This window comes from Megasphaera cerevisiae DSM 20462 (assembly GCF_001045675.1).
Classification (GTDB): Bacteria; Bacillota; Negativicutes; order Veillonellales; family Megasphaeraceae; genus Megasphaera; species Megasphaera cerevisiae.
In genome coordinates, this window is record NZ_LEKT01000036.1 from 1 (window position 1) to 13,208 (window position 13,208).

Below are 13,208 nucleotides of genomic sequence, written 5' to 3' on the forward strand. Positions count from 1 at the left end.
GTCAGCCACAGTGCGACAGCCCAGGACAGACCGGCATACCAGGCACGACGAGGCATTCTTGCTGCTGTATAGTTCATAAGGCTTCTCCATTTCCACATAGTATCTATTTTCGATACCAGTAATCATTTTCTGTTTGCCATTATATCAAATACAGCCCAATCCTTCTACTCCATTCGGACATAAAAATGATCCATTTGGACATTTTTTCAAAATAGCATAGATATCATATGCCCTGTATGCTGTCTTTCGTCTGTTTTGAGAAAATATTTTTTTTGTAATTTCTGCGTTTTTGGTATGTTGCGCAAGAGCGGGTACCATGATTATGTGCTCCTGACGAATTTATACCGCGTCCCCATTTATTGCGGATGTGAAGGGCGGGCTGATTTCTTGAATGAACTCCTTGCGAGAAGGCGGGAGAATTTTTTCTATATCTGCAAAGCTTGTAACGCGCTACATGAGTGGGTTCTACAGCCTTTGCCTGCACCTGCAAATAAAAGCCCTGTCCATAGGCTTTTACGCGTTTGGGACAGGGCTTTTAAGCTGTAAAAACAGGGTCTGGCTTATAAACTGCCAGGGATATGCCGATTCATTTTTTGCCGCAAGGCCGTCGCTTCCTGTACGGCAATCATGCCAAGGCATACAAAAATACGCCGTTCCGTTCTTCTTTTGCCAGTCGTCCATGATGCACCAGGTATTCGATATGCGCCAGGGTTTCTCCCATAGCGAACCATTTCTGCGTCGGTGGAAATTCATTCCACTTTTTGCCGCGCATAGACCATGTCAGATGCGGGGCTATTTCAAAGGCAGTCATATGAGGCTGCGTCTTCACAATATCAAGAATCTCCTGCAGGCGATTCCGATGATGTTCTTTGATTTCATCAATACGTCCGGCAATAGATATATTTCCTTTACGATGACCGGGCAGTGCCAATTGCACCGGTAACTGATATACCTTATCCAGACTTTGCAGATATTGTTCCAAGGCATCGCGCATATTGGACCAGATCTGAATATTAGGCGTAATATCAAACAAAATATGATCACTTGTAAAGAATATTTCTTGTTTGGGCAGATAAAGACAGCAAAGTCCTTTCGTATGGCCCGGCGTATGAATAACGTGAAAATCTGTATCCGCCAGACGAACCATATCTCCATCGCTTACCGTTTTGACAGAAAAATTGATTTGCGGTGAATATTTTCGAGCCTGATTGGAAAATTGTTTCTCAATATCCGCCGCCGGCATTCCTTCACGCATAAAATTCTGTTCTGTAAATCGCCAGGTCGTGCCATCTGCCGAATCCTTCAAATAAGTATAGTCGATCCCATGCATATAGATAGGACAGCCCGCCGTGGCAAAGGCCCCTACCAGTCCCGTATGATCGGCATGCAGGTGTGTCAGAAACAAGTCCGTACACTGCAGATCAACGTCTAATTCCTGCAGGCCATCGAACAACGCTTTTTGGCATTCCGGACGGTTGAAGCCCGTATCAATGACAAGATTATGCATTTTTCCTTTAACAACATATGAATTAAGATATTTCAATGGATTATCCGGCAAATCAACTTCTATCTGATATATGTCGGGATTGTGAAATAATTGCTGAATCATCGTATTCTGCCTCTTCTCGCTGATATTTGTATTTTGACCGCCATATATACGGAAACACATGTATGTATTATATCAAAAAAAACAGAAAAAGACATTACATGCTGCGAAAAGGATCGCACCCTGCAATGTCTTTCAGTATTTCCATCTATTCTGCTTTTTTCTTCTTTTTCGGATTATATCGGTTCATACCCTTATCCACGCCCAGCTCCAGACAGCCCTCCACCGCGATGGCCGCAGCTTCCAGGCCTTCTGCATACGGCTGAATCAGCTCGTCTGGAAAGGGGGTCAATACATGATCGACGACATCATGATGCGGCAAGGGTCTGCCAATGCCGACACGAAATCGGATAAAATCAGTACAGCCATTGGCCAATAGGCTTTTAATGCCATTATGTCCGCCATCACTGCCGCTTTTGCGGATGCGAATACGGCCTACTGCCAAGTCCATATCATCATATATAACGTACACATCAGACTGTTCCACTTTATACCAGCGCATAAGCGGCCCTACAGACTGTCCGCTGTTATTCATGTAGGTCTGTGGCTTGACCAAGATAATTTTCTCGCCATCTATCATCGTTTGGGCAATTTCCGCATCCATCTTATGCTGCCATGTCGTAATTTTCCAACGTGCAGCCAGATTATCAATGACACGAAAGCCCGTATTATGTTTCGATTTTTCATATTCATGGCCGGGATTTCCCAAGCCTACGATCATATGCACAGTGACTTTATCCTTATTTATCAAATAAACGACTTACAGAAACATCATGGAAAATCCGCATGATAGCTTCTCCAAGAAGGGGCGCAACAGAAAGCACCTTAATTTTGTCGATCTTTTTTTCATCCGGCAAGGGAATCGTATTGGTAATAATAAGTTCAGAAATAACAGATTTTTTAATGCGGTCCACTGCCGGATCGGTCAGTACAGCATGGGCACAGGCTGCATATACACGAGAGGCGCCTAATTCCTTCAAAGCCTTAGCACCGCCGCAGAGAGAGCCTGCCGTATCTACAATATCATCAATAATAATACAGGTTTTGCCTTTAATATCACCAATAACATTCATGACCTCCGCCACGCCCGGACGGGGACGTCGTTTTTCAATGATAGCAATAGGCGCATTGATGCGATCGGCCAGATCTCGTGCACGGGTAACTCCTCCTAAATCAGGGGATACGACAACGATATCTCCCATATCCATTTCTTCTTTTTTCTGATTCAGATATTTTGCGATAATAGACGCAGAGCCGAGATGATCTACAGGAACATCAAAAAAGCCTTGAATCTGACCTGCATGGAGGTCCATCGTAACAACGCGGGTAATGCCGGCAGTCGTCATCAGATCAGCAACCAATTTAGAGGTAATTGGTTCGCGGCCCCGTGTTTTACGGTCTTGACGGGCATATCCATAATATGGGACAACAGCTGTAATATGTTTTGCTGAAGCACGTTTCAAAGCGTCTGCCATAATCAATAATTCCATCAGTGTGTCATTTGCCGGCTGGCATGTCGGCTGGATAACGAACACATCCTTACCGCGGACACTTTCATCAATCAGGACTTGGATTTCACCATTGTTGAATTTGCCAACAAAAGCCTTTCCCAGTTCCAATCCCAAGTAATCGACAATTTCCTTTGCCAGCTTCGGATTGGCATTTCCTGTAAAAATTTTCAGCTTTTTCCCGTCTTCGTAACTCATGTTGAGCCTCCTAAATAGATTGTTTTAAAAGTATAATATATGTATTCGATATATAACCGATAAACTCTACTGGTATGCCAATGGCATGATATTACTTTTTATAGGTATTGTCCTTTACCCAGCCTTCAATATTGCGCTGCTTAGCACGTCCCACAGCCAACGCGCCTGCCGGTACATCCTTTGTAACCGTTGAACCAGCACCAACATAGGCATATTTACCTACAGAAACGGGGGCAACAAGATTACTGTTGCAGCCAACAAAAGCATGGTCGGCAATCGCCGTCCGATGCTTATTTTTTCCGTCATAATTGACCGTAATGGTACCGCAGCCGATATTCACACAGCTGCCGACATCACTGTCACCGATATAGCTCAGATGCGGCAGCTTTGTGCCGTCTCCGATAATAGAATTCTTGACCTCCATATAATTGCCGACCTTCACATGATTGCCGATCGTCGTATCGGGCCGAAAATGAACAAACGGGCCGACTTCACAGCCATTCTTTATTTCACAATCATGAGCATACGTAAATTGGAGATGATTTCCGTTACCCATTTTGACGTTAGTCATGCGAACGTATGGGCCGATCTGACAGTCCTCTCCAATGTGGGTGTCCCCTTCCAGAATCGTACCGGGATACAACACGGTATCGCAACCGACAAAAACCGTCGTATCTACATAGGTATTGTCAGGATCAATTACAGAAACGCCTTCCGTCATGAGCTCATTCAACTTGCGGCAGCGCAGCACCTGTTCCGCTTCTGCCATCTGCTGACGGGAATTAACTCCCAGCGTTTCCTTATAATCGGGCGCAGCAAAAGCACTGACGAGTTTCCCGGCAGATACAAGCATACCGATAATATCCGTCAGATAATATTCTCCCTGCGCATTGGTATTGGTTATTCGGTGGAGCATGTCCCAAAGCAATTCCATATCAAAACAATAAATACCCGCATTGACTTCATTGACAGCTAATTCCGCCGGTGATCCATCTTTTTGTTCTACAATCTTGATGACTCGTCCTGCGTCATCACGCATCACCCGGCCATAGCCAGTCGGATCCGGCATATGCGTCGTCAGTACTGTCGCCGCAGCGTGTGATTTTTCATGCTGCTCCAACATATATCTAAATGTGTCCTTCGTAACAAGCGGTGTATCGCCGCACGTAACAAGCAGCGTACCGGCAGCACCTCTAAGCAACGTTTCAGCCTGCAGCACCGCATGGCCGGTACCCAGCTGTTCGGTCTGCATGACCGTTTCAGCCCGATCACCCAAGTATTCCTGAACGGCCTCGCCGCCAAATCCGACAACGACGATCTGTCTTTGCATTCCAGCCGCTTTGACAGTCCGCAGCACCTGTTCCACCATAGGAATTCCTCCTACCCGATGGAGAACTTTAGGAACTTTGGACTTCATCCGGGTTCCTTTTCCTGCAGCTAAAATGAGTGCAATAGTATCCTTCATTCAGTATAAGCCTCCCTGAAACCACTAACTATAATGTCCTTTTCAGGATAACACAAATAACATGGAAAATACATAGTTTTTTTACAAAAATACGATAAAATTCGATTTAAGCTTGAGAAGAAATAAAAGGAGAGGCACACGCCTCTCCCTCCTCATACGACATCATGTTCAATTCTACAGTACTTACAATACATAGACGACAACACTTCTTCTGCCAAAGTTTAACGCTTCGTTGGTTGAATCCATAGCTAAATCAATACGATTCCCGACAATCGATCCGCCGGTGTCCTCGGCAACGGCATAGCCATATCCTTCGATATACAGCCGTGTCCCCAGCGGAATAACGCTGGGATCTACAGATACCATGCCACGCTGCAGCCGCTGTCCGCTTGCGGTATAACCGCTGTTTCCCGGATCCTCTGCGGTATATGCCGTAGCATCCATAACAATGGACCTTTGCCCGCTGCCGTAATCGGCTTCATCAGGAATTGGCCGTCCACTGGCTTCTGAAAGAGCCGCCATGGTCTGTGGACCTACGACGCCATCTACGTCCAGTCCATGATCTGCCTGGAATCGTTTGACAGCGCCTGCCGTTCCACTCCCAAACACTCCATCTGCTCCGTTAGACAAATATCCTGTATCCATAAGCATATATTGCACACTCTGTACAGCAGATCCACTCATTCCCATTTCGACTTTTGCACAAACCAGTGAGGAAAATGCAAACACAAATATCATTGTACACAAAATCAGTATTCGGTTCCTCAAAAAACCACCTCTTTAAAAGCATCAAAACTTAAAATTAATTACGGAAGAATTATACCAAAAATGAAGATATAAGTCAAAATTTTTAGTATTTATGCTTCATTTTTTATATTTTTATTCTCTATTATTGACATGTCCGTTTTCAATATATAAGTTAATATCCCACTTCGGAAATGGTTTTTTAGTACCTGGTACTATTTTTTATAATTATTATGCATTTTCACTCTTTTTCTTGTTCCACCAGATTTCTCACTGCTTCCGCTCCTTCAACCGAATCCGTCAACACATATATATAGTCGCCGGCATGCAGACGCGTATCAAAATCAGGGATAATTTCTCCTGTGCTGTTTTTAATATCAATAAGCGCCACATGCCCCGGCCAGGAAATACGTCCGACATATTTGCCATCAACGGCACTGCCGCTGGAAACGATCAGTTCGAGAACATTTCTTCGTTCCTCTGCAGAAACCGGTGTTTGTTTCTTGGCAAGCGTTCGTTCCAGCAGCGCATCATAAATAGGTTGTCCCTTGCAGCCTTGAGCAACAACAAGGGCAATCATGGATGCCGTACATAAAACCAGCAAATGTTCATATGAGCCGGTCATTTCCATAATCAAAATAGTTCCCGTAACGGGCGATTGGACAGAGGCCGCAAAAAAAGCCGCCATGGATATGACAACAATATTGGACAAATAATAGGCTGATATAATCCCCAGTTGGATCAATACCATACCAACAACGCTCCCAGTCAATGCTCCGAGGACAAGCATGGGAAGGAAAAAACCACCGGGCACGCCGCAGCCATAGCTGATAAGGGTAAACAAAAACTTGCCAATCAGCAGTGCCAGAAACAGTTTCATGGATAAGGGCAGCGTATACAAGCTGTTGATCAATTCATTGCCGCCGCCAAGGACCTGCGGAAAAGTATAGCCCAGCACACCGGCCACAACAAGAGCAAAAGCAATGCGCATATAGCCGTTGCGGAAAACAGGCAGATTGTAAAAAGAACGGACGCCTAAAAGTCCCTTATTAAATATAACACCCGCCATCCCAATAACAATTCCCAAAAGCACGGCAATCCACATATAGTGCAGCGGAAACGGCGGCAGCATACCAAAATGAAAAATAGGTTCGCGGCCAAAAACAATGCGGCTTACCATAGTGGCCATCAAAGCTGCGGCCATCGCCGGTGCCAGAACCACGCCGGAAAAATTGCGATGCAGCTCCTCCAATGCAAAAATAACGCCGGCCAGAGGGGCATTAAAGGCCGCCGCCAAACCGGCGCTGGCACCGGCAGTAATCAAATAGCGTTCCTCCATGCGTGTGCGTCCCAAGCCGCGGCTCAGGCCCTGCGCTGTAACAGCACCAATCTGAATAGACGGACCTTCTCTGCCAAGGGATAGTCCCAGGCCGATACCCACGATGCCGCCGATCAGCTTGACCCATAAAATACGCAGCCATCGCATGCGAACAGCTCCTAATATAACTCCTTTGACCTGCGGAATGCCGCTGCCGCCAGCATTTGGTTCATGCTCGCTGAGGCGCCACAATAACCATGCCGCTGCCAGCAGCAAAGCAAACCACAGGACATTTGCGAGAATATTCCCAGGCATTAATATAGTTTCATATAATTTTTCCCTATATGCGGTTCCTGCATCCAGAGTCCAGCGAAAAAAGCTGATAATACTTCCTGACAACACGCCTACAAAAGCTCCTTCGATAAACAGCCGCAGTCGAAACCGCGGCCAGTGACTCAATGTTTCTATAGCAGAAAAAAGCTGTTTATTAATTTGCATATCTATCCACTCCCAAATAATACTGTCGTCATTATAGCATAGACCCTGTGCCAGCGGGTAGAAAAATTTAAACGTTTTCTAAATATACTGAACTTTTACATACATCTATTGCCTTTTCTGATCTGACGCATTATTATAACAGTATTATATAAAGATATGCTTACACAAATCGTATAGGAGTTCTTAGCCATGCCTACTTTGCCGAAATTCCGGTTTTCCCGCTATATGCGCAGCCGCCGCGGAAAATGGATTGCTTTTGCCCTCGTCTTTCTATTATCCTGTGCTGCCATTTATGCGTTCAGCCATTCCAACGTCACGCAAAAGCATCAGGGAGATCTCGCCCAAGCTTCTGTTCAAGCATACCATATCACGCGAAAGGATATGATGCGCAAAATTTCTTTATCGGGACAGACAGTCCCGCTGGCGCAAGTTGATTTATCGACAAAATATGCCGGCAATATCGCAGCCGTCAATGTACAGCTGGGGGACGTAGTAGCGCCCAATCAAATTTTACTCGTTCAAGACACAGAAGATACCAGTCTTACCTTACAGCAGGACCAAGCCGCACTTTCGCAGGCAGCCGCCGACACCAAGGCGGCACAATCTCAATTTTCCTCCGACCTGCAAAGGGCGCAGGTCGATTACGCCACGGCAAATATGAATTACAACCGATATGTCATTTTGAAAGAAGAAGGGGCAGTCTCTCAAAAGGATCTGGATACCATGTATCAGGCCCTCATCGTAGCAAAATCCGCGCTCGACAATCTTCAATCACAAAATGTGGGCGATACACCGGCAGTTATCGCCGAAAAATATGCAGCTCAGGCTAAGGCCAGTTATGTAGTAGACAGCATAGGCAAGCAGCTCACAGATATGACGATACGGGCTCCGCGTGCCGGAGTCATTACATACCGCAATGCAGAAGTCGGCGCCATGGCAGCTGCCAATACCAAGGTTCTGACAATTACCGATACCAGCGGCATGTACATAGATTGCCCGCTTTCAGAGGCTGATGTAGCTGCCATGCAAGTTGGAATGCCCGTAACGGTCTCTATCGAATCGCTGGCCCATACCTATAATGGTACGATTACCTACGTCAGTCCCGCCATGGATCCTACAGCAAAAACATATATTGTCCGGATTACCTTAGCGCAGCCTCCGGCCACGCTGCGCGGCGGAATGTTTGCTCAGTCATCCGTGGATGTACTGCAGCGACAAAACACGTGCTTTGTCCCTAAGGATGCCTTATCCGAGCAGAGCGGCGTGAGTCAGCTTTATATGATCAGGCCGGATAATACCATTGAGATTCGCACCGTAAAAACAGGGCTGCGCAATGACGACTATGTCGAAATTACGGAGGGCGTATCTGATGGCGATACCATTGCCACCACCAATCTGGCCCGCTTGAAAAACGGGACCGCTGTTACTATCGAACAAGAAACCAGGTGAAGGCATGAATCTGACTAAATTTTCCATTGACCGCCCTATCGGAATCTGTATGGCCGTTGCCTTTTTCGTGGTTCTCGGCTTATTCAGTTTTTACCGTATCGGCGTAGAACTGCTGCCGGCACTGAATACGCCGTATGTCACCGTATCCGTCAATTACGATGGAGCCAATGCAGAATCTATTGAGCAGCAGGTCGTAAAGCCTATGGAGGACGCGCTGTCATCCGTATCCAACCTGAAACATATGACCTCAACAGCCTCCTATGGACAGGCACGTATTACCTTGGAGCTGGATTTCTCTGCCAATGCGGATGCCGCGGCGATCGATGCAACGAAGAAGATTAATGCCATTCGCGGCAAGCTTCCTGACGGCATTGATGAGCCGGTCGTCATTAAACGCGACGTGAATGCCACACCCATCATGTATGTTGCCGTCCAGTCCGGCAAGCCCCTTGATGATATTTATTCTATGGTAGAAAACGACTTCCAGGACGTTATTCAGCAGGCTGACGGCGTATCCGAAATGGATTTGAACGGCGGCAGAGATAAAGAAATCGCCGTGGAAATTGATAAAGACAAGCTGATTCATTACGACATGACCTTGACCGAGGTTGTCAACGCGCTGAAATCAGAAAATATCCTCATGCCGTCCGGCACGATTTATTCTGATGCGACGACAACAGATGTGCGAGTCAAAGCCCAATATACAGACGAGCATGAAATTTCTCAAATTCAGGTCACAAATGCTCAGGGCGTAAAAATCCCCTTGACCGCTGTTGCCACTATTAAGCGTCAGGATCAGCGCGTTACCCGTTATGCCCGTGTCAACGGTACCGATGCAGTTGTCATGGCGATTTACAAAAACAGCGACGCTAACGTGGTCTCTACGGTAGATAATATCAACAAAAAGTTAGAAACACTCCGTCAGGACAATCCGGATTATACGTTTACGGTCACAGATGAATCGGCCTCTTACGTCCGCAATTCCCTGAACAACACACTGCACACGCTTATTGAAGGGCTTATTACGACGGGAACGGTTTTATTTTTTTTCCTGCGCGGCTGGCGGTCCACCTTGGCTGTCATGATCGCGATTCCTACGTCTCTTATTGCCACATTTTTTGTCATGTATATGGCTGGCTTTACATTCAACATGATGTCTCTTATGGGTATGGCCTTGTGCGTGGGCATTCTTGTCGACGATTCCATCGTCGTGCTGGAAAATATCCATCGTCACCTGATGAAAGGCGAACTGCCCCGAGATGCCGCGCTGAATGGACGAATGGAAATAGGTATGGCAGCTATCGCTATTACGCTGTGCGATGTCGTCGTCTTTCTTCCCATCGCGTTTATGACCGGTATGGTAGGCCAATATTTCAAACAATTCGGGCTGACCATCGTCTTTGCTACTCTTTTTTCCATGTTTGTTTCTTTTACACTGACTCCCATGCTGGCATCTCGTTTATTCCGTCTGGGGTTAAAAATTCCCGACCGGCCGTTATGGCGCAGAATGGATACTATAGAAAACTGGGCCAGAGATCACTACTCACAAATTCTGATTTGGAGCCTGGATCACAGTAAAAGACTGTTTATTCCGGTTTGTATTTTTTTCTTAGCCGCTGTTGCGCTCATCCCCAGCGGCCTTGTCGGCTCGGAATTTATGCCGCAGACTGATGAAAGCGGCTTTCGCATTACCCTGCAGCTGCCAACCAACGCCAATCTGGACCGCACCGACAAAGCGACACGGCAATTAGAAGCGTATTTAAATACGCTTCCTGAGGTTACGTATTATACTGCGATGGTCGGCGGCCGCAGCTTAAATGAAGCCAATATTCAAGTTACGCTGAAAAACCGTCAGGACCGGTCTCGTTCCATTTGGCAGATTACCAATGACGTTCGTGATTTTGCAGCCCAAAACGTGCTGGACGGAGATGTCCGAGTCAAAGAAAACCAAGCCTCCGTATCCGGCACCTCCGGCGGCTATGGCGGTGGTTCCGGCAATCTCCGGCTGGAGCTGCGAGGAAAAAACACAGAGGAGCTGATCAGCAAATCGCGGGAAATTCAGAAAATCATGCAAAACGATATTACAGGCGTCCGCGATGTAAGCAGTTCCTATGAAGATGGCATGCCGGAATATCAACTGGATATTGATCGTACTAAGCTGAAGCAGTACGGTACCTCTCTGGGAGATTTGACTAATACATTTTCCAATGCTATCAGCGGACAAAAAGCCGGTGTTCTTGCCAACGACCCCAAAAATGATAATAACGACACAGATATTTATGTCCGTCTGAAAGGATCTGACGGCTTCCATATTTCCGATTTGGAAACGATTCCCCTGAATGCTTCTAACCGCCTTATCTACGTCGCCGATGTCGCAAAGGTCCGGGCAGAAACTGGCCCGGTCACCATTCGCCGTACGGATAAGGAGCGAAGCATTACGTTGGGAAGCACCTTGCAGGGCCGGCCTTTAAACGACGTGATTCAAGAGCTTACCGCAACCTTGAACGGCATGGATATGAAAGGAATTACGTATCGCTTCACCGGCCAGGCCGACCAGATGACTACGACTTTTAAGGATCTCGGCGAAGCGCTTCTGCTCTCTCTTATTCTGATCTACATGATTCTGGCCATTTTGTATGAGTCGGTAAAAACACCATTTATCCGTATGCTGTCTCTGCCGCTGGGCCTTATAGGATCATTATTTCTTCTTTTCCTGACGAATAACACGATCAATTTATATTCGCTTATCGGTATTCTCGTCATGGACGGCATCGTGGCCAAAAACGGCACGCTGCTGCTGGATTACACGCTGACGCTGATGGGACACGGCATGGATCCCCGCAGCGCAATCATAGAAGCGGGGCGAGTGCGCCTGCGCCCTATTTTCATGACAACCTTGACTATGATTGTCGGCCTGCTGCCAACAGCTCTTTCCATGACTGCCGGTTCAGAAACGCGTTCCAGCATGGCCGTCGTCGTTATTGGCGGTCTGCTGACCTCGACAGTGTTTACCCTGGTGATTATTCCCATTATTTTTATCTTTTTAGAAACACACAAGATTTCTCTTCCTTTTCTACTAAAAAAGAAAATTTCCGGCAACCATAAATAAAATCTGCAAAAAAATCCTGCCTGACAGCAGGATTTTCATTATATATTATAGAAATAAGTATAAGTAAATCCGAATTGCATAATACGATGCTCAAAAGGAGGCGTACGGCAATGCTCGATACTTACAAACCAACCTTCAATATACATGAAGCGGTGCGCAAAACACTGCCTTATATGATGGAAATGCGGGAATATTTCCATGCTCATCCTGAATTGAGCGAAAAAGAATTCGATACCTGCAAAACCATTTTTCAGGAATTATCTCTCATGGGTATTGAAGACGTAAAAATTATTGCCGGTACCGGCGTGACCGGTTTGATCCGCGGCAGCTTGCCCGGCCCGATAGTGTTGCTTCGTGCCGACATCGACGCACTGCCGCTGTCAGAAAAATATAACTGCCCATACTCTTCTCTTGTAGACGGCGTCATGCATGCCTGCGGTCATGACGGTCATGCCGCCAACCTGCTCGGCGTCGCAAAGATTCTCCATCAACATCGGGACTGCCTGCGCGGTACGATTCGTCTCGCGTTCCAGCCGGCAGAAGAAGGAAATGGCGGCGCTGCCCGCATGATCGACGCCGGCATTCTAAATGATCCCCGCGTCGAGTATGCTTTGGGGCTCCATGTCGCAGGCGGGCTGCCTAAAGGCTGTATAGGTCTCCGGCGCGGTGAGATTTCAGCTTCCTGCGATGATTTTACGATTACACTGCATGGTCAGGGTGGTCATGGTTCGCAGCCATCTGTCTGCGTCAGCCCTATCCAGATGGGCGTGGATATCGTTCAGTCTATTGAGAATTATGTGTATAACCGCCGTGCTGACGGCGATGGTGTCGTCCTTACCTTCGGACAGTTTCAGGCAGGTCACAGTCCCAACGTGATCCCCGATACAGCAGAATTGAAGGGCACGCTGCGGACGTATACCGAGGCAAAGAGAAAGGATATTCTAGCCAAACTTGACCGCATACTTCAGTCCGTCACGGAAATATACGGCGGCACGTATGATCTGCATATTGTTCCTTTCTCGCCAGTATGCATCAATGATGAAACCATAACAGCCCGGGTTGAGGCTATCTTGAAAGAACAATGCGCAGACCGGATAGATGTTATTTCTATGCAGCGCGGTTCCGGTTCAGAAGATTTCGCCTATTTCAGTGCCGCTGTTCCCAGTACCTTTTACTATGTCGGCATTTGCGGAGATACTCCCGTCCTTGGTCATTCCCCGGATTTTCACTGGGACAGCAACGCACTCAAATACATGTGCGAAACCATGCTGAAAATCGTCTACTATTTCAAGTCATATGCATAATCTGCCACA

General features: G+C 46.9%; 9 protein-coding genes. 3 read left to right on the plus strand and 6 right to left on the minus strand.

The window, feature by feature from the left end; all coding sequences use genetic code 11:
• Positions 1-625: 625 nt before the first annotated feature.
• The 6 genes from AB840_RS10270 to AB840_RS10295 all read right to left on the minus strand — a co-directional run bounded on the left by AB840_RS10270 (position 626) and on the right by AB840_RS10295 (position 7,337).
• The gene (locus AB840_RS10270) at positions 626-1,609 is read right to left on the minus strand and encodes an MBL fold metallo-hydrolase (protein WP_048514756.1); all 984 of its coding nucleotides are present in this window, start codon (positions 1,607-1,609) and stop codon (positions 626-628) included.
• A 145-nt stretch (positions 1,610-1,754) separates the two neighbouring features.
• Positions 1,755-2,327 (minus strand): aminoacyl-tRNA hydrolase, encoded by a 573-nt coding sequence (gene pth / locus AB840_RS10275; protein ID WP_048514776.1) that lies wholly within the window; start codon positions 2,325-2,327, stop codon positions 1,755-1,757.
• 19 nt (positions 2,328-2,346) lie between these two features.
• Positions 2,347-3,312, minus strand: coding sequence for a ribose-phosphate diphosphokinase (locus AB840_RS10280; protein WP_048514757.1), 966 nt, complete (start codon positions 3,310-3,312; stop codon positions 2,347-2,349).
• Positions 3,313-3,403: 91 nt separating this feature from the next.
• Positions 3,404-4,777 (minus strand): bifunctional UDP-N-acetylglucosamine diphosphorylase/glucosamine-1-phosphate N-acetyltransferase GlmU, encoded by a 1,374-nt coding sequence (gene glmU, locus AB840_RS10285; RefSeq protein ID WP_048514758.1) that lies wholly within the window; start codon positions 4,775-4,777, stop codon positions 3,404-3,406.
• Positions 4,778-4,960: 183 nt separating this feature from the next.
• On the minus strand, positions 4,961-5,545 hold the full coding sequence (locus tag AB840_RS10290; RefSeq protein ID WP_236684558.1) for a peptidoglycan-binding protein: 585 nt from the start codon (positions 5,543-5,545) through the stop codon (positions 4,961-4,963).
• Between the two features lie 217 nt (positions 5,546-5,762).
• Entirely contained in the window at positions 5,763-7,337 is a 1,575-nt protein-coding gene (locus AB840_RS10295) for a ClC family H(+)/Cl(-) exchange transporter (protein ID WP_048514759.1), read from the minus strand.
• Positions 7,338-7,526: 189 nt separating this feature from the next.
• Between AB840_RS10295 and AB840_RS10300 the strand changes: the two genes are divergently transcribed.
• The 3 genes from AB840_RS10300 (at position 7,527) to AB840_RS10310 (ending at position 13,199) form a co-directional block, all read left to right on the plus strand.
• The gene (locus tag AB840_RS10300) at positions 7,527-8,786 is read left to right on the plus strand and encodes an efflux RND transporter periplasmic adaptor subunit (protein WP_234984920.1); all 1,260 of its coding nucleotides are present in this window, start codon (positions 7,527-7,529) and stop codon (positions 8,784-8,786) included.
• Positions 8,787-8,790: 4 nt separating this feature from the next.
• Entirely contained in the window at positions 8,791-11,895 is a 3,105-nt protein-coding gene (locus AB840_RS10305) for an efflux RND transporter permease subunit (RefSeq protein ID WP_048514760.1), read from the plus strand.
• Between the two features lie 110 nt (positions 11,896-12,005).
• On the plus strand, positions 12,006-13,199 hold the full coding sequence (locus AB840_RS10310) for a M20 metallopeptidase family protein (RefSeq protein WP_048514761.1): 1,194 nt from the start codon (positions 12,006-12,008) through the stop codon (positions 13,197-13,199).
• Positions 13,200-13,208 lie beyond the last annotated feature (9 nt).